This is a genomic window from Spirosoma aerolatum (genome assembly GCF_002056795.1).
Taxonomy (GTDB): Bacteria; Bacteroidota; Bacteroidia; order Cytophagales; family Spirosomataceae; genus Spirosoma; species Spirosoma aerolatum.
In genome coordinates this window covers 4,487,260-4,505,714 of sequence record NZ_CP020104.1, presented here as the reverse complement: position 1 = coordinate 4,505,714, position 18,455 = coordinate 4,487,260, and the positions used below count along the sequence as shown (strand labels likewise).

Here is an 18,455-nt window from a genome sequence, read left to right as displayed (position 1 = left end):
TGAGAATGCGGACGGGTATTTTTTAATGCGTCCGCATTCTCACTCCTCGCTTCTAACTACTTTCTGTTAAATATCCGCTATGGCACGCTCGGCACCTTCCTGGTATTCTTCTTCGATTTTAGCTACTTCGGCCGGTTTAATCTCCTCATCAAACAGCCGGATTGTCATAGTTTCTTTTTCGGTCACATCGAAGAAGCGCTGATGCATATTGAACGGTTCTTCACCAGCCGAAACATCGCATTTCTGGAAGTTGCCGTCTTCTTTCAATTCATACGCGTTAACATTATCAAGCAGATTATACTTTAGAATCAGCATAGCCAACTGCTTTACACGGGCATCTGCCAGATAGAATAAAGATTCAATTCGTCGGTCGAAGCTGCGTACCATAACATCAGCACTTCCACCATAGATCTTTGGATCACCATTGTTATGGAAATAATAGACCCGGGTGTGCTCCAGAAAATCACCTACTATAGACCGGACGGTAATATTATCGCTTAAACCCGGACGTTGTGGGCGTAGGCAGCAGATGCTCCGTACAATCAGGCGAACGGGGACGCCTGCCTGTGAGGCTTTGTACAGTTCGTCAATAACCTGCTTATCTTCCAGCGAATTTACTTTTATACATATGCCACTGGCCAGCCCGTGTTGGGCATTAGTGGCTTCCTGCCGAATGAGCCGTACCAACTGATCACGCATATCGCGGGGAGCGGTAATCAGATATTGGTATTCGTTGGGCAGCGAATGACCGGTAATAACGTTGAAAAACTCAGAGATGTCGTGCGTGTAAATTTCATCGGTTGTTAGCAAACCAATGTCGGTGTAGAGTTTAGACGTGTCTTCGTTGTAGTTGCCGCTTGCCATGTGCGCATAGCGTACCACACGCGTCCCCTCACTCCGAACTACCAATAGTAGCTTGGTGTGGGTTTTGTACCGGCTAATTCCATAAATCACAAAACAGCCTGCTTTCTGTAGTCGCTGGGCTTCACGGATGTTATTTTCCTCATCGAAACGGGCTTTCACCTCAAACAGAACCGATACGTGTTTACCATTTTCAGCCGCTTTCAGCAAGGCTTCGGTAATACGCGAGCGCTTGGCCAGGCGATAGACCGTAATTTTAATAGCCAGTACGTTTGGGTCTTCGGCAGCCTGTTCAAGCAATTGCAGCACAGGCTCAAAGTTGTTATATGGATGATGAAGCAGTAGATCGCGCTGTTTGATCTGCTCAAAAATGTTATCCGTTTTTTCCCGTGTCAATCCAAGCGGAGGCACCGGTGCATGAGGACGAGGCATATCATCCTTAAAATCCGGATGACCAATTATCTGCCAGAAGGCTGAAAAATCGAGTAGACTTGTCGATTCGAAAATATTCAGATCATCGATTTCCCAGCGTTTTTTTAGCAGGTTCAGCATCCAGGTTTCGCTGTCCTCGGTAATGCCATCCACTTCAACTTCGACCCGGGTAACCCGCCCCAAGCGCCTATTTTTGATTTTCTGGCGTACTTCATCCAGAAAATCGACCTCGTCATCATCGTTTTCATCAAGTGTAAAATCGCCATTACGCGTGATGCGGAACAGATTGACCGATAGGATTTCGATGTTTCGGTAAAGCTTCTTGATATTCTGACGAACAATTTCTTCAATCGGTACGAACAGTGTTATATCCTCGCGCTCAAACGACAGAAAGCGGGGTAGGTTGGCAGGTATCTGTACGAACGAAAGCCGCTGCCGATCATCATCATCCGCTGCATGACTCCCCGATGCGTTATGTTCGGGACTTTGTGTGACGACGCCAAAAATCAGCACCTTCGCCAACAGTACCGGGAAGGTGTGCGTATAGTCGTACAACATGGGAGTAAGGGTAGGATAGATCGTACGGTCGAAGTAAGCAGTGGCTTCTGCCTTTTCTTCAGCTTTCAGATCATCGAAGTTGACCAACTGGAGCCCATTTTCAGCAAAGAGCGGTAAAAGTTGCTCAGTAAATACGGCCTGCTGGTCCTGACAGAACTGATGAGAGGCTGTATAGAGCGCCTTTCGGAACGGGACCTCCCGAAGCCCGGAGTAGTCGACCCGTTGTTTGTGGTAATCAAGGTAATTATACAAACTCCCCACCCGAATCATGAAAAATTCATCCAGGTTTGAGGCCGAAATAGCCAGAAACTTCAGACGTTCCATCAAGGTGCGGTCTGTACTTCGAGCCTGATCCAATACGCGTTCGTTGAATTTAATCCAGCTTAGATCCCGACTCAAATAGTCGCTCTGGTCGATTACGCTGCTTACTTTTTCACTGACTTTTGCCATTTTATCAGTTGCCTGGGCTGCGGTTTTGGCCTGACGTTGGGTAAAGCGTGAAACCAGATTGCCCAATATGTTTCTGTTTGGGTTTAACGAATAACGCATACTACTATAAGTTTCAACGGGTGCACTATGAATTACGACTCAACTGGTCGGCTCTACGCTCAGGCGTGCATCGAATTTTATGCCTGTATTCTCCTAACTAACTTAGTAACGCCGAAATAAAACAAAAAAGCGGGCTTTAAGGCCCGCTCTATGTTATTATTCGGTTAAACATCCACTCGGGCGTATTTTGCATTTCGTTCGATAAAGTCGCGTCGGGGGGCCACCTCATCACCCATTAGTGTTGAGAACACGTGGTCGGCATCGGCGGCCGATTCAACCGTTACCACTTTGAGCGTACGGGTATCGGGGTTCATGGTTGTACTCCAGAGCTGCTCGGCATTCATTTCACCAAGTCCTTTATACCGCTGAACACCTACATTTTCTTCTTTACCGGCACCAGCGAGTTCTTTTACGGCGGCTTCACGCTGGGCTTCAGTCCAGCAGTAGCGCTCTTCCTTCCCTTTTTTGACCAGGTAAAGCGGAGGCTGAGCAATGTATATGTAGCCGTTATCGATCAGCGCCTTCATGTTGCGATAGAACAACGTCAAAATCAGTGTCCGGATATGACTACCGTCAACGTCGGCATCGGTCATGATGATGATTTTATGATACCGGAGCTTATCCAGGTTCATGATGGTCTCATCATCTTTTTTCTCAAGCCGAACCCCCAGAGCCGTCCAGATATTTTTAATTTCTTCGTTCTCGTATACTTTGTGTTCGAGCGCCTTTTCGACGTTCAGGATTTTACCACGCAGCGGCAGAATGGCCTGGAATGCCCGGTTACGACCTTGTTTGGCAGTACCACCTGCCGAGTCGCCCTCTACCAGATAAAGCTCACATTTTTCAGGATCCGTATCCGAGCAGTCGGCAAGCTTACCCGGCAGGCCCATACCGCCCATAAAGTCTTTACGGTCGGCCATGATGCGTTTATACGCCTGTTCGGCGGCTAGCCGTGCCTGGGCGGATACGAGCACTTTCTTGACAATGCCAATGGCCGTTTTAGGGTTCTCTTCCAGCCAGGTTTCGAGCAGATCGGCCATTGCCTGACTAACCGCACTCACAACCTCCTGGTTACCCAGCTTGGTTTTGGTCTGTCCCTCAAACTGAGGGTCCTGTACTTTTACCGAGATAACGGCGGTCAGTCCTTTGCGGAAATCTTCTCCGCTAAACTGTACCTTACCCGTATTTTTGGGCAGCTTATCGGCGTTGCGATCAGCGTAGTTTTTCAGCACACGCGTTAGTGCAGAACGGAATCCCTGAACATGCGTACCGCCTTCGTGTGTGTTAATATTGTTTACGTACGACTGTACGTTCTCACCAGCCTCATAGTTATAGACTAGCGCTACCTGAACGGGGGTAGAGCCTTTGTCGCTTTCCATATAGATGGGCTTCATCCCATCGAGTGAAGGGCGGGTTTCATCCAGATACTGGACAAATTCGATCAGGCCACCTTCGGAATAAAAATCATCCTGCCGAATTGGCTCACCCGCTTCATCGAGTTCACGCAGATCGCTGAGGAAGATATGGATGCCTTTGTTCAAATAGGCCAACTCGCGCAGACGACCAGCAACGGTATCGTATTTATAAACCGTTTCTGTGAAAATGCTGGCATCGGGTTTGAAGTGCGTTTTGGTGCCTGTATCAGACGCTTCGCCAATAACCCGAACATCATATTGAGGAACGCCGATTTTGTATTCCTGTTCGAAGATCTTGCCTTCGCGATGCACTTCGACCCGCACATCGGTTGAGAGCGCATTGACGCAGGATACACCAACGCCGTGCAGACCGCCCGAGACTTTATAGGTGTCTTTGTCGAACTTGCCACCAGCATGCAGAATGGTCATGGCAATTTCGAGGGCCGACTTACCCATTTTGGTATTTATACCTGTTGGAATTCCCCGACCATTATCCTGAACGGTAATTGAGTTGTCGGGATTAATCGTGACGCTGATTTTATCGCAATAACCTGCCAGTGCTTCATCGATCGAGTTGTCAACGACCTCCCAGATCAGATGGTGTAAGCCCCGTATACCAACATCGCCGATGTACATAGATGGGCGTTTGCGAACGGCCTCCAGACCTTCTAATACAGTGATGTTATCGGCACCATAGTTGCTGTTAGGTGTGGTCGCTGCAGGAGCATCAGCTTCAATCAATTCGTTGGTCATATTAGAATGAAAAAATGTCAGAAATCTGTTGCTTAAGGCTTAGGAATTTCGATGGTTCTGTATAGTATTACAGATTGTAAAAATACAAAAATTATTCGTCTTTTCCTACCCCTTTTAACAAGATTGGCTTAATATACAAAAAAATATTCTAATCAACAATAAATACCCCTTTTACTAGTTTCTAAGTAGGTTTTTATGGTGCGTGTATTTTTCCGAATATGCTTCTGATGGCTTGATTAAGGCCGAGAAAATACGACTTTAGACCTCTTTTTTCAGAGGTCGTTATTTCTAAAAAAAGTATTATTGAGGCAGTAAAAAAGTGAAGCCGAATCCAATTGGATTCGGCTTCACTTTTCTTGCCTGATTTTCAAGTCTAATCCTCTGGATATGGGATATAGACAAAGCCTGCAAAGTCTCCGTGTACCACGAATAAACAGCAGTACTCGTCAGGCTTTTTGTAGTTCTCTTTCCACAAATCGACGGATTCCATGCCGATGAGGGCTCGTTGTATAAACTCGTCCAGAAATGAGGCTTTGTAATTCCACTGATTATCTAATTCATTAGCGCCGAACAGTAGTTGGCCCATGGGTACTTCCCGGCGGGAAGCGACAAAAATGGGGTAGTCGGAAAAGCCACGTTTCCGAATCTGGTACGATGCTTCTTTCAGTTGATCGGCCACTTTGACAAAATCCGATGAAATTAGGCCCATTAACTCCTGATTCACATCGTAGGAGTTGGCGTCGTCAAGTAGGGTATTTTCGTTGCTGTGGTTAATCATATTTTTTTCGGAGTTCGAAGTGAGGAGTGAGAATGACTGGCGCTCATTTTTTCTTGATGCGCCAGTCATTCTCACTCCTCGCTCCTCAATACTATTTTTAAAACCGTGCTGCCAGCAGGAGGTCCAGATCTTTGAACCGCATGTTGAACTTACGGGCGATGTAGGCGTTTGTGAGCGTTCCCTTGTGTGTATAAACACCTTTCATAAACCAACGGTTCGCGTACATCATCTGTTCAATACCGCCCGTGGTGCCGGTTTCGAGTAGGAACGGTAAAAAGATGTTGCTCAGTGCCATACTAGCCGTATGCGCTACTCTAGCCGCTATGTTGGGCACGCAGTAATGGATAACCCCCATGTGTTTGTAGGTGGGGTTTTTATGGGTTGTCATGCGTGAAGTCTCGAAGTTTCCACCCTGATCGATGGATACATCAATGATCACTGAACCAGGTTTCATGCGGCCCACCATTTCTTCCGTCACGACTACCGGACTTAGTCCATCTTCGGCCCGCATGGCACCAATGACCACATCGGCTCGCTGAACGGCTTCGGCCAGGGTATCGGAGGCAATGATGGAGGTGTATACGTGCTGTCCAACTGCGTATTTGAGCCGCTGAAGTTTATACAGGTATTTGTCGAAAACCTTTACTTCTGCACCCATTCCCAGCGCCATTCGAATGGCATACTCAGTTACAGTACCTGCCCCCAGCATCACTACTTTCGTGGGTGGAACACCTGTGATACCGCCGAGAATAATACCTCGACCGTTGGCCGCATTGCTAAGGTACTCTCCGGCGATGAGCATAACCGTACTGCCCGCAATTTCGCTCATGGACCGAATTACAGGTAGTCCGCCTGACTGATCTTCAATATACTCGTACCCGAAAGCGGTCAGGTTTTTTTCGTTGATTTTCTCGAAATAAGACCGATCATGGGCCGGTAGGTTGAGGGCGGAAATAACCGTACTGCCAGCCTGAATAAATTCGAATTCACCGTCGATAAGTGGTTCAACTTTCAGGATCAAATTGGCCGTATACACTTCCTTGGGCGATTGCGCAATTTGCGCACCGGCTTCGCTGTATTCCGTATCGGAAAAATTAGCTTTTTCGCCAGCACCCTGCTCAACAATGACGTTATGGCCATGTCGAACCAGAATAGCCACCGCTTCGGGCGTAAGCGCAATACGATTCTCCTGAAGCGACACTTCTTTAGGCAGGCCAATTAACAGACCATTACGATTGGTCTTTACGGCTTGCAGTGCTTCTTTCGGATATAGGGCCGTCTGTTTGGCCAATTCCTCAAATCCAGTCACTTGTAAAAAGTTTACGGTTTACCGTTTTCGGTTTATAATGGGCTGACGCATCAAAGGCTTTTGCATTGGACCACTGTAAACCGTAAACGGTAAACTGAATACCGAAACTAGTCAATCAATTTAGCGTCCACGGTTCGGTGCCCTTCTAAATCAACCGAAAGATAGACCTTATAATACGTTGCTGGCCAGAGCGACTGAATGCGTTCGGGCCATTCAATGAAACAGTAATTGCCTGAATCAAAATATTCCTCAATCCCAATGTCTAACGCTTCGGCTTCATTGCGAAGCCGATAACAGTCGAAATGATATACAGAATGACCTTCATGTGTAGTGTATTCATTGACAATAGAGAACGTTGGGCTTTGGACTATGCTGATAACACCAAGGGCCCTGCAAAGTTCTTTAATAAGCGTTGTTTTACCTGCCCCCATGTCACCTTCGAATAGCCACACCGACTGCCCACGCCCCTCAGCCAACAGGTTGTGGGCTATCTGACTAAGTTGATCGAGTTGAGTCATGTGTAGTTTCATAAACATGTAACAGGAATAGCCCGCAAAGATACAGTTTTTTAGGCTGTTTACGTTGTGATAAGCCATTCGAATGATCCAGCAACTTTGTAGAAACAAAAGTGGTCAACAGGAAAAATTACCTATTGACCACTGTCGCCATGCTAAAGAAACGTTGGGGAAATATCAACAACTTTATCGTTTATCAATAGCCGGGATTTTGTGTTAACGTTTCTTTCCCATCTTTTTTACTGTTGAAGATTTCCTGAATTGGGATCGGGAAATACTCATGCTTGCCTTTTACGAACGTAACCCCTTTCAGATAAATACGCTTGCTGGCTTCGGCTGCATAATAGGCATTGAGCGTCTGATCGGCAATACCCCAGCGTACCAGATCGAACCGACGGTGTCCTTCCATCCCAAACTCCAGTCGCTCCTCAAATTGCACCGCTTTGCGGGCCGTAGCCTGGTCGGTCCAGGGAGTTGTATATTCTTTAATCAGGTAATTGGCGGCAGGGGTTCCATCCGCATTTTTAACAAACCCATCTGGATTAGCTGCCCGACGGCGAATCTGGTTCACATAGGCGCGGGCCTTATTTAGATCACCAATTTCGGTTTCGATCTCGGCCAGCCAGAGCAGTACGTGGCTGTAGCGAATCATGCGGTAGTTATTGGCATTCAAACGTGGGTTACCGGCAAAAGTATTTGTACCAACATCCGATTTGTACATGACATGCTTCTTCGGCGAATAAGGGCCACCGTATGACTGATCACGAACATAGGCTTTGCCCGGGTGAACACCCCAATCGAGAAAGGGAATACCCCGGCGACCTACCGTATGATCCAGGCGAGGGTCAACTGTACCTGCGTATGGCGTAAACGGAGCCGTCGATTCGATACCCTGGTCATTGGTCATGTCGGTAGCATTGAAGCTGTCGACCAAGGGTAAACCGTTGGCGTCGGTTTTGAAGGAATTAACCAGATTTTGAGATGGCTGGAAGAATCCGCAGCAGGTCGTTACGCCACCACCACCATAGGGGTAGTTCAGTGTGGAACCAATATTACCGTTTTCGCCACCCGGAGCCCCGTCGTTTACTGAATATTGTACCTCAAAAATCGATTCAGCGTTGTTGTTGGTTACGGCTCTGAAATTATCGTGGTACTTATCGACCAGCTTATACTGTCCACTGGCTACAATGGCTTCGAGCAAGGGTTTGGCTTCGGCATATTTTTTCTGGAACAGATAGGCTTTGCCTAACTCGGCAGCCGCAGCCCATTTGGTTGGCCGACCTACCGACGTCTGTTTGGTTGGCAAAACATCGTAAGCAGCTTTCAGATCAGCTACTATATTCGGCCAGATGTCGACGTTGTTTGGGACCTTGGTGCTTTCCAGATCATTCGGATTGTAGATTTTCTCGTCGATGTAAGGCACCATATTGAACATCTTTTTAAGTTCAAAATGGAAGTGCCCCCGCAGGAATCGGGCTTCGGCAGTTACTTGTGCTTTTTCGGCATCGGTCATGTCTTTAACTGCTGTAAGGGCCTGTAAAACGTCGTTTGCACGGGCAATTCCGTCGTACATACCCCGCCATTTACCCCGGAAATAGATGTTGTCTGACTGGCTGTTGCCTTGTTCGATCAGCGAAATGGGGGGCTGGTCACCGGCAATGGTTCCTTTGTAGGCATCATCGCTGGCTACGCTGCCGTATACCCAGTTGTCGGCGCCTACGTTGTAAGAACGATAAGCACCTTCGGCAGTAGCCCAGCCATCCAGCAGCGAATACACGCCAATCAATAAAGCATTGACCCCAACCTTATTTTGCAGCGTGGTTACGGCCAGCGCTGCTTTAGGTTGTACGTCCAGAAATTTGTCGGAGCAGGACGTAGCCACTGCCAGACAGAAGATGGTTATGAGTAGGGTAATTTTTTTCATAGTTATGTTTTTATGTATGATGTAGGAGATAGGGTGTATGAACGTTTGAGCCCATATAGCTTACATCCTGTACAGACATCAGAACGACAGATTTAAACCCACAAGAATCGTTTTTGCAACCGGATATGAGCCTCCATCGACACCAATCTGACGGTCGTTACCGGCGGTGTAGTTCCGCAGGTTGATTTCGGGGTCCATGCCAGAGTATTTAGTCACCGTAAACAGGTTCTGACCCTGGATATATACCGAGGTAGCTCCCATCTTTAGTTTGTTCAGCAACGTTTGCGGCAGTTGATAGGTCAACTGGATGTTTTTCATCCGGAAATAAGAGCCGCTTTCAAGATAATAGGTCGAGGGCAGAATACTGATCTGATCACTCGCTCTAAGCTGAGGAAGAATAGCATCGGTTTTGCCTGGCCGCCATGACTCATAAAGCATGCGGGTACTGCGGTTTCCGGCAAACGTTGGGAAATCCGTCCAGTATTTTACGTAGTTGAAAATCTGATTCCCCTGCACGCCCTGGCCAAATAAAGTCAGGCCAAAGTTTTTGTAGTTCAGATTGATGTTCAGACCGTAAGTGAATTTGGGGTGGGGATTGCCAATGATACTTAGATCGCCTGAATTAATAACACCATCGCCGTTGACATCCCGGAATTTGAAACGACCAGCCACATTTTCAGGATTGTTCGTTGTCGTTGTGCCAAACTGAGGGAGGTACGCTTTGGCTTCTTCGTTTGTCTGGAAGATACCATCAATGGTATACCCGAAGAACGATGCGATTGGGTAGTTCTGCTGCGTCACAACGAAATTCTGAATCCGTTCGTCGTTGATACCGAAGTACTGCGTGCTTGGATCGCCGTTGGTTTTGGTGACGGTGTTCCGATACGTGCTGAAATTCGCTCCGATGTTATACGTCAGGCCACTGCTCCCGATTTTGTCGCCATAGTTGATCATGAGGTCAACCCCCCGGTTGCGCATCTCGCCAATGTTCTGGAATGGGTTCGTAGCCACCCCTTGTGTGAGTGGTGCCGATACCGGGAACAACATATCGCTTGTGGTGCGCGTGTACCAGTCGAAATTAACCGTCAGGCGATTTTTCAGCAGGCTGGCGTCAAAACCGATGTTCAGGCTGGTCGTGGTTTCCCATTTGGCTTTCGCATTCCCAAACTGAGTCAACTCATAGCCTGGTACGGCTGATGTACGCGTACCATTGATGTCGTAGAACGAGGTAGCTGGATTTGTGCTGAACTGCGTGAACGAGTTATAGTTACCGATTTCCTGGTTCCCCGTCTGACCCAAACCCGCCCGGAATTTCAGATCATCGAACAAGGTGAGAGGCTTAAAGAAATTCTCCTTCGAAACCCGCCAGCCCACACTGGCAGCCGGGAATACAGCCGAACGATATTCGGGCGCAAAACGGGAAGAGCGGTCCCGACGGATGGTCAGGTCGATCAGGTACTTATCGTCGAGCGCGTAGTTGACTTTAGCAAATTCCGACGCCAGCCGCCAGTTAGAAGCACCTCCATTGTTAGTCTGCACGCCCGTACCTGCACTCAGGTAGCGGTTCTCAATGTCATCGACAGCGAAGTTGGTTCGGGTTGCATCAAAGGTTTCGAAGTAGTTTTTGATCGATTCCGTACCGGCAATTACATTGAAACGGTGTCGATCACCCAGCGACAGGTTGTAAGTCAGTGTGTTATACCAGGTCCAGGTCCACTCATAGTTGTTGTTGGTGGTAAGCTGGTTCGACCCACGCGCTTCCGCTGATTCAATGTCTCGGATGATGTAGTTGCGGTAGTTGTACAGGTTATAGTCGATACCGAAACTAGTACGAGCCGTCAGATTTGGCAGAATGTCCACCTCGGCGAATGCATTACCAAACAGACGAACTTCTTTCTGAACGTTGTCTTTGTTCCGATACAGGAGGGCAACCGGGTTGTTGGCGTTGTCGAGATCGCCACCGCGTGTACCGGCAAAATTTCCGGCTACGTCATATACGGGAATGATGGGCTGAATACGGTACGCAAATGAAATGGGGTTGCTTTCAGCGTTATTCCCGTTGGCCTGCGCAATACGCTCGCCATAGGCCACCTGAAAGTTCTGCCCCACGCGCACCCGCTTGTTGACGTTAAATTCTGTATTAGCCCGCAACGAATATCGTTTGTAGCCCGTATACTTCATAATCCCATCCTGGTTGAAGTAGTTTAACGACATGGCATATCGCCCGTTTTCGCTACCGCCCGATACACCTAGCTGGTGATTCTGAATGGGAGCGGTCTGGAAAATCTCTTCCAGCCAGTTTGTTCCTACCTTGTTCGCCTTGGTGATCAGCAGGAAGTTAGGCGAGTTGATGTCATTGTTATAGTTCTTATACGTTCCATCCGGGTTTAAGGCTACGCGTGGGTCGCTGGCCGAAGCGCCACTGGGTAGTACGAAATCTGGAATGACGGGCGTTGGGCCGTTGCCAAATTGTGAGTGAACCGGATTGCCATTGGCACCAACTACGCCCGAATTGATACGAGATTCCCAGGTTAGTTGGGCATACTCCTGCGTATTGAGCATGTCGAGGAGTTTACCATGACGTTGTGTGCCATAATAGGTATCATAGGTGAATTTTGGCTTACCGGCTTTCCCTTTCTTGGTTGTGATAATGACAACACCGTTACCGGCCCGTGAGCCATAGATAGAGGCAGCCGAAGCATCTTTCAGAATTTGCATACTCTCAACGTCGTTGAGGTTCAGCGTGTTCAGGTTGCCTTTTGTGGGAACACCGTCAATCACGTAAAGAGGTGAATTGTCGTTGATGGTCCCGAATCCTCGAATACGAACCATCACCCCGCCACCCGGCGCATTCTCGTTACCGACCTGTACACCCGCTACGCGGCCTTGCAAAGCCTGCCCTACGTTGGTAGAGGGTACGGATAATAATTGTTTGGTATCGACCGTAGCAACGGCACCAGTAATGTCTCGTTTGGCCTGTGCACCATACCCCGTTACAACCACTTCACTCAGGGTCTTAATATCAGGCGCTAATGTGATGTCTACAGAAGATCGGGAGCCGATGGTTACATCCTGCGAAACGTACCCAATAGCCGAAACGGTAAGCACATTGCGACCTGAGGCTACATTCAAGGAAAACTGCCCATTGGCATCGGTGACCACGCCCGTTTGGGTACCCTTTACCACAACGTTCGCTCCGGGGACTGCGCTGTTGTCATTTCCGTCGGTAATGCGCCCCGTTATTTTGCGGTCCTGGGCATAAACGCATATGCAAAGGAGCCAACTAAATAAAAATAAGGCCACTGTACGACATGTTTGCCGTAAATAATTGTTTGTCATAGGGTTGATTGAAATTAGTAAAATATATAGGAAAATTGGATAGGTAATTATGCCTAAATATAAAGAGTAAGACGTTTTATATAATGTTGCTTTTGTGTAAAAAATTAAAAATAAAGCACAAAAAAGCCCGTACGTTGGTGGGCGCACGGGCTTAGTATATTATTACTTCTATTTTTTAACTAAACAAAAGCGGAATTTTCTAGTTTAGCTGCAATTCGTCGATTACACGCTGGACTTTCGCCTTCAACTGCGCATAGGTTTCGTCAAAAGCTTCTTTGCTTGCCAGTGGCTCACGTACGCTGACGTAAAATTTAATTTTAGGCTCAGTACCCGACGGACGTGCTGATACTTTAGTGCCATCTTCGGTAAAGAACTGTAGCACATTGGATGACTCAATCCCCATTTTCCCCGCTTCGATAGCGGTCGTTGTACCTGTCTGTGCATCCAGTCGCGTCAGGGCTTTGTAATCATCGACACGTACGACAGGCGATCCGGCAATCGCCTGCGGAGGGTTTGCCCGGAAGTCGGCCATCATTTTCTGGATTTCTTCAGCGCCTGATTTACCTTTCTTGGTCAACGATACCAGCGCTTCGTAATAGAATCCGTTTTCCATGTACATAGCCATCAGCATGTCGAACAGACTCTTGCCCTGATCTTTGGCATAGGCAGTTAGCTCGGCAATAATTGCACAGGAGGCAATAGCGTCTTTGTCGCGGACGAAATCGCCGATGAGGTAGCCATAACTTTCTTCACCCCCTCCAATGAATTTCTCTTTGCCTTCGAGTTCACGGATAACTTCGGCGATGTATTTAAAGCCAGTGAGGGTATTGTAACAGGTGACGCCGTAGTTCTTACACATCTGATCGATCAGATCGGTGGTCACGATGGTTTTGGCGACAAACTCTTTCCCCGTCAGCTTACCGGCGTCTTTCCAGGCGTTGAGCAGGTAGTAAATAATCAGACTGGCCATCTGGTTACCGTTGAGTAGCTCAAACTCCCCATGATGGTTGCGAGCACCAGCACCAACGCGGTCGGCATCAGGGTCGGTTGCCATCACCAGGTCGGCGTTGATCGATAAAGCCAGGTCCAGAGCCAGTTGCATGGCAGCCCGTTCTTCGGGGTTGGGGGATTTTACGGTGGGGAAATTGCCATCGGGAGTCGCCTGCTGTTCTACAATATGGACATTGTTGAAGCCCAGCGCATCAAGTACGCGCGGTACCAGTGTAATACCTGTTCCGTGAATGGGTGTATAGACAATATTCAGGTTTGCCTGACGCTTAATTACATCGGGATTGACAGCGTTCGACTTTACGCGCTCCACATATGGGGCATCGATTATTTCGTCGATCATCGTGATACGTTCGGGAATACCCATGAACTTGATGTCATCAACGGAAGTAACTTTATTTACCTCGGCAATAATCCCCTTATCATGCGGAGACACAACCTGGCCGCCATCGCTCCAGTACACTTTATACCCATTATACTCAGGCGGATTGTGCGACGCCGTGATAACCAGGCCACTTTGGCAACCTAACTGCCGGATGGCAAACGACAGCTCGGGCGTTGGGCGCAGACTGCTGAACAGGTATACTTTTATGCCATTGGCCGAAAAAATATCGGCCGCTAACTGGGCAAATTCCGGACTCATCCGGCGGCTGTCGTGCGCGATAGCTACGCTCACATCTTCGCCGGGAAATGCCGCATTGATGTAGTTGGAAAGCCCCTGTGTAGCCGCACCCACGGTGTAGCGGTTCATGCGATTGGAGCCTACACCCAAAACGCCCCGAAGCCCTCCGGTTCCGAATTCCAGGTCGCGATAAAACGAGTCGGTAAGTTCAGTGGTATTTCCTGAGTCAATCAAATGCTGAATCGATTCTTTCGTGGCGGCATCGTAATTGCCACTGAGCCATTTATCAACACGTTGCTGGGTAGAAGAGTCGAGGGCAGTAGTCATATTAATAATTATAGGAATTTAGATCAACGATTATGCGTCAAAATTACAATTACCTTATAGACCACCAAATCTGCACGATAGATTCATACCGTTTTTTCCTGAGCGGCTAAGAATGCCACCGGAACCTACTCCTGCCAACCTTCTGGCTTAAACGGCGTTCGGCTGTCGCTGGGTACGCAAATGGCAGTAACCGGTCGGGGAGGGCCACCCCATATTCGGATGCTGGGGTATGGATAAATGGGTTCTGGTATCGGTTGCCTACGGTTTAAGGAATAAAAAAAGGCTGCACCAGGTTGCCAGGGCACTTTTTCAGGAACGATGTTGCCAAAGGGAAGCCCATTCACATCGTTTCGGTCGATCCAGTATCGTTTGGCCGACACGGCCGATGCTGTAAAGTACCCTACTACTTTCTCCCGACTATCAGCCATATTTCGAATGTTACCGACAGGTGCGGAAGGGGCCGTATCGGTCAGCCCATTAGTCAATTGGGTGCGCTGAAATTGATTGAAGTAGGCATGAGCGGATTGGGTTAGTGACGACTGACGAATTTCGACCAGGCAGGCAGTGCTATCATAATAAGGAATCTGAGCCACGGACCGATGCTGAATGAGACTCCCATTCGTGTATTGATCATCGAATACATTCAGTGCATAGCTATAGAGAATTTCCCAGCAATCGGTACGGCAGGGGTAATCATAGACATATAACCCAGTCTGAAAGGGCGGCTGACCAGCTTCCATATAATTTACGGGAACGAAACAGTCTTCATAGAGGTCATTGCCTGCTACGTAAAATGTTTTGTCTTTGTAGGTGTGAAGCAGGATGTTATTCACGGAATAAATTCCTTCATGACAACTCCGGCACCAGCTTTGTTTTTCCCAGAGCTTCCAGTCCCAGCGGTAATAATTTGGCTGATCGGCGGGGTCCTGCGTCTCAATAAAAACGTCGTGCCCAGCTCGGTAGCCTCCATCCAACTGCTGCTCAACGGGCAATGCCACGGGATTGAAGCGGGCTGATACACTACGAATTGGGGGTACAGCTGGCATAACCTGCTGTGTCGATTGATAGCGAGTACCATCGGAAAGGGTAAACCGCAGTTGATAGGCGTGCCCAATTTGTCCTTTAAAATCACTGGGAAGTTGATAGGTACCGTCAACGGTTTCGTGGCAGGGAATAACCTGAGTCGAGTCCACGATGATTTCTACCGTGGCTTTCGTAACGGGTACGGCTCCAAAACGACCGGTCAGCCGGTCGGCTTTGGAGCGATTCAGTCGGATCACCTGCGGCTCTGGTAGGTTTGTGATCGTGCCATCCACGACCAGCACATCGATCGAACTGTTGAGAGTAAGATCAAGTGAATCGACACAGGCGGTAAGCCAGTAGGTGATTGATAGACAGAGCGAAAGCAAAAGAAATGAACGCATACTCCTGATAAATAAGCTGTCCAGTACGGCTGGATTGCTATTTAGTTAACGAATTAAGAGGCTGTTCTAGCAAGTGGACTATGCTTATAGGTAGATTTTACAGAAAAGATGGTTTAACTAAATAGTATCATATACTGTTGAACACTAGTCTATTGTTCCCTCCTCACTGAATAGAACAAGGCTCCTGTGTGCAATAAAGTATAACCGCACCCTAGTTTACCTTTTCTTTTCATGCTTCGATTCGTATTTATCCTTCTTCTCGGGCTGAGCAGTATAGCGGCTTCTGCCCAGATTCTTTACACTCTATCGGGTACGATTCGAGACTCAACCTCCAATCAACCCGTTGTTCGGGCGGCTGTTGTGCTGGACTATGACAAGTCGGCTACGGGTACGTACACCGACGAGCAGGGGCACTATTCGATCAAGGCCCGGATGGGCCAGCACATTGTGGTGGTGCGTAGTATTGGCTTTGTCCCCTTCCGAACAACGATTTCCATTCGGGGCAACACTACCCTGGATGTACGCTTACCCTCCGTAGCCAGCCAGCTCGAAGAGGTAGTCGTTACCAGTAAAGGATACGATCGGAATGTTCGTCAGCCGTTGCTGGGTGTCAGTCAAATTAATATTGCTACGCTCAAGAAGATGCCGGCTGCTTTAGGGGAGGTCGATATTATGCGTAGTCTGCAAATGCTGCCGGGTGTTACGAGTGTGGGCGAAGCGGCCAACGGAGTCAATATCCGGGGTGGAACAACCGATCAGAACCTGATTCTGATGGACGATACGCCCATTTTTAATCCTACCCACATGTTTGGGCTTTTTTCGGTATTCCCGCCCGATGCCGTAGGAGGCCTTGATTTATACAAAGGTAATGTGCCCGCTCGGTACGGTGGGCGAGCGGCTTCGGTGCTGGACATTAGCTTGCGCAATCCTGATCTGAACGAGTTTAAGCTGAGCGGTGGAGCTAGTCTGGTTGCCAATCGGTTAACGGTCGAAACCCCAATTATAAAAGGAAAACTGGGATTATTGATTTCGGGTCGAGGTGCTTTTAACGATTTTCTGCTTCGACTGGCCTCCAAACGACTGGACGATATCCGGGCTAAGTTTGGTGATGGGACTGCTAAGCTTTTCTGGCGCATCGACGACCGCAACACGGTTACGGCAATGGGGTATTTCAGTCAGGATTTGTTCCAGACCAATCTATTGGGTAGTCTGGCGAATGTGAATGCAATTAATACGCAGTACGCCCAGCAAACAGCTAATGGGATGGTACGCTGGTTCCATGCCTTCAACCCCCGTCTGAATCTGCAAACCACAGCATTGGTGGCTCAGTATATTCCTCGTATCCTATCGACTGAGGACAGCACATTCAATAAAGTGGTCTTGAAACAGTCGCTCTTGCAACGGCAGCTCAAGTCGAACCTGAACTATCAGTTAGAGAATCAGAAAATTGAAATCGGGATTAGCGGAACCCATTACCGACTGAATCCCGGCGAGTTGATACCGAACAACAGCCTCGCGGTGAATTATCAGCGGACACCCATCGAAAATGCTATGGAACTGGGCATCCATGCTGAAGATGAGATTAGTGTTTCAGAAAAGCTGGCGGTGTCGGTGGGGCTTCGGTATTCCCATTTTCTTAGTCTGGGCCCATCAGTAGTTCGTCGTTACGGTAGTGAAGGAACGAGCGGTGCTGTTTACGATATCACCAATGTGGTTGATTCCGTCCGATACGGGGCTGGTCAGGTGGCGGGTCAATACGGTGGATTTGAACCCAGGCTGGGTTTACGCTATGCATTGGGTGATAACTCATCCATCAAACTGGGTTATAACCTGATGCGGCAGTATTTGCAGGTGATTACCAATACTACAACGCCATTACCTACGTCGCGCTGGAAAACCTCGGATGCGCACATCCAGCCGCAGGTGAGTCAGCTATGGTCGGCGGGGTATTTTCATAATTCGAAGAATAACATTTTTGAGTTGTCGGCTGAGGTGTACTGGCGTAGTACCCAGCATATTCTGGATTACAAACCGGGGGCTGATTTTCTGTTGCAACCCTATCCCGAAACGCAATTGCTACCCGGTCGAAGCAAGGCCTATGGGCTGGAAATCATGATGGCCAAAAAGAAGGGCGAGCTCACGGGTTGGGTTAACTACACCTATGCCCGAACGCTGAACCAGGTAGCCGCTGGGGTCGATTTTCAGCAGCAGATCAATGGTGGCGATTGGTACCGAGCCAATTACGACCGACCACATAGTGTCAATATAAGCCTGAATATCAACCAGGGACGACATCACAGTTTTTCGTTCAATTTTGCCTACAGTACCGGCCGACCGTATACGGCTCCAGAAGGGTTCATTCGCTATCAGGGACGCACCTATCCGTATTACGACGAACGGAATCAGTACCGGCTACCCGATTACCATCGGCTGGATTTCGCCTGGAACATCTACAACCCCAGCATGAAGCATCGTCGGTGGCAGGGGCACTGGACCTTTACCGTATATAATCTGTACGGTCGCCGGAATGTGTACTCGATCTTTTACCGGACTGAGGGACAGGCGACTAACCCGTATCGGCTGAGTATTTTCGCTGCTCCGATTCCTAGCCTGACCTACAATTTCGAGTTTAAGTAAACGG

At 48.4% G+C, this 18,455-nt stretch carries 10 protein-coding genes; 1 reads left to right on the top strand and 9 read right to left on the bottom strand.

The window, feature by feature from the left end:
- Positions 1-66 precede the first annotated feature (66 nt).
- From ppk1 to B5M13_RS18385, 9 genes are all read right to left on the bottom strand, one after another.
- Complete coding sequence (ppk1, locus tag B5M13_RS18425; protein WP_080057059.1) at positions 67-2,400, bottom strand: polyphosphate kinase 1; 2,334 nt, start codon at positions 2,398-2,400, stop codon at positions 67-69.
- Positions 2,401-2,564: 164 nt separating this feature from the next.
- Positions 2,565-4,568, bottom strand: a complete 2,004-nt coding sequence (gene gyrB / locus B5M13_RS18420) for a DNA topoisomerase (ATP-hydrolyzing) subunit B (protein WP_080057058.1) — start codon at positions 4,566-4,568, stop codon at positions 2,565-2,567.
- A 373-nt stretch (positions 4,569-4,941) separates the two neighbouring features.
- Positions 4,942-5,346: a hypothetical protein gene (locus tag B5M13_RS18415; protein ID WP_080057057.1), complete on the bottom strand. Its 405-nt coding sequence runs from the start codon at positions 5,344-5,346 to the stop codon at positions 4,942-4,944.
- A 97-nt stretch (positions 5,347-5,443) separates the two neighbouring features.
- Complete coding sequence (locus B5M13_RS18410; RefSeq protein WP_080057056.1) at positions 5,444-6,655, bottom strand: alanine dehydrogenase; 1,212 nt, start codon at positions 6,653-6,655, stop codon at positions 5,444-5,446.
- 107 nt (positions 6,656-6,762) lie between these two features.
- A complete protein-coding gene (tsaE, locus tag B5M13_RS18405) occupies positions 6,763-7,191 on the bottom strand; it encodes a tRNA (adenosine(37)-N6)-threonylcarbamoyltransferase complex ATPase subunit type 1 TsaE (RefSeq protein ID WP_394334300.1) in 429 nt (142 codons plus the stop codon).
- 175 nt (positions 7,192-7,366) lie between these two features.
- Positions 7,367-9,094 carry a RagB/SusD family nutrient uptake outer membrane protein gene (locus tag B5M13_RS18400; RefSeq protein ID WP_080057055.1) on the bottom strand — a complete coding sequence of 576 codons (1,728 nt, stop codon included), beginning with the start codon at positions 9,092-9,094 and terminating at the stop codon, positions 7,367-7,369.
- A gap of 78 nt (positions 9,095-9,172) precedes the next feature.
- Positions 9,173-12,433: a SusC/RagA family TonB-linked outer membrane protein gene (locus B5M13_RS18395; RefSeq protein ID WP_080057054.1), complete on the bottom strand. Its 3,261-nt coding sequence runs from the start codon at positions 12,431-12,433 to the stop codon at positions 9,173-9,175.
- 199 nt (positions 12,434-12,632) lie between these two features.
- A complete protein-coding gene (locus B5M13_RS18390) occupies positions 12,633-14,390 on the bottom strand; it encodes a phospho-sugar mutase (RefSeq protein WP_080057053.1) in 1,758 nt (585 codons plus the stop codon).
- Positions 14,391-14,515: 125 nt separating this feature from the next.
- Positions 14,516-15,814, bottom strand: a complete 1,299-nt coding sequence (locus B5M13_RS18385; protein WP_080057052.1) for a DUF4249 domain-containing protein — start codon at positions 15,812-15,814, stop codon at positions 14,516-14,518.
- Positions 15,815-16,045: 231 nt separating this feature from the next.
- Here B5M13_RS18385 and B5M13_RS18380 point away from each other — a divergent pair, with 231 nt between their 5' ends.
- Positions 16,046-18,451 carry a TonB-dependent receptor gene (locus B5M13_RS18380; RefSeq protein ID WP_080057051.1) on the top strand — a complete coding sequence of 802 codons (2,406 nt, stop codon included), beginning with the start codon at positions 16,046-16,048 and terminating at the stop codon, positions 18,449-18,451.
- The last annotated feature ends 4 nt before the right edge of the window (positions 18,452-18,455 follow it).

Coding starts and splice junctions, on each gene's coding strand:
- ppk1 (WP_080057059.1), bottom strand. CDS start 2,400: ATGCGTTATTCGTTAAACCCAAACAGAAACATATTGGGCAATCTGGTT.
- gyrB (WP_080057058.1), bottom strand. CDS start 4,568: ATGACCAACGAATTGATTGAAGCTGATGCTCCTGCAGCGACCACACCT.
- B5M13_RS18415 (WP_080057057.1), bottom strand. CDS start 5,346: ATGATTAACCACAGCAACGAAAATACCCTACTTGACGACGCCAACTCC.
- tsaE (WP_394334300.1), bottom strand. CDS start 7,191: ATGTTTATGAAACTACACATGACTCAACTCGATCAACTTAGTCAGATA.
- B5M13_RS18400 (WP_080057055.1), bottom strand. CDS start 9,094: ATGAAAAAAATTACCCTACTCATAACCATCTTCTGTCTGGCAGTGGCT.
- B5M13_RS18395 (WP_080057054.1), bottom strand. CDS start 12,433: ATGACAAACAATTATTTACGGCAAACATGTCGTACAGTGGCCTTATTT.
- B5M13_RS18390 (WP_080057053.1), bottom strand. CDS start 14,390: ATGACTACTGCCCTCGACTCTTCTACCCAGCAACGTGTTGATAAATGG.
- B5M13_RS18385 (WP_080057052.1), bottom strand. CDS start 15,814: ATGCGTTCATTTCTTTTGCTTTCGCTCTGTCTATCAATCACCTACTGG.
- B5M13_RS18380 (WP_080057051.1), top strand. CDS start 16,046: ATGCTTCGATTCGTATTTATCCTTCTTCTCGGGCTGAGCAGTATAGCG.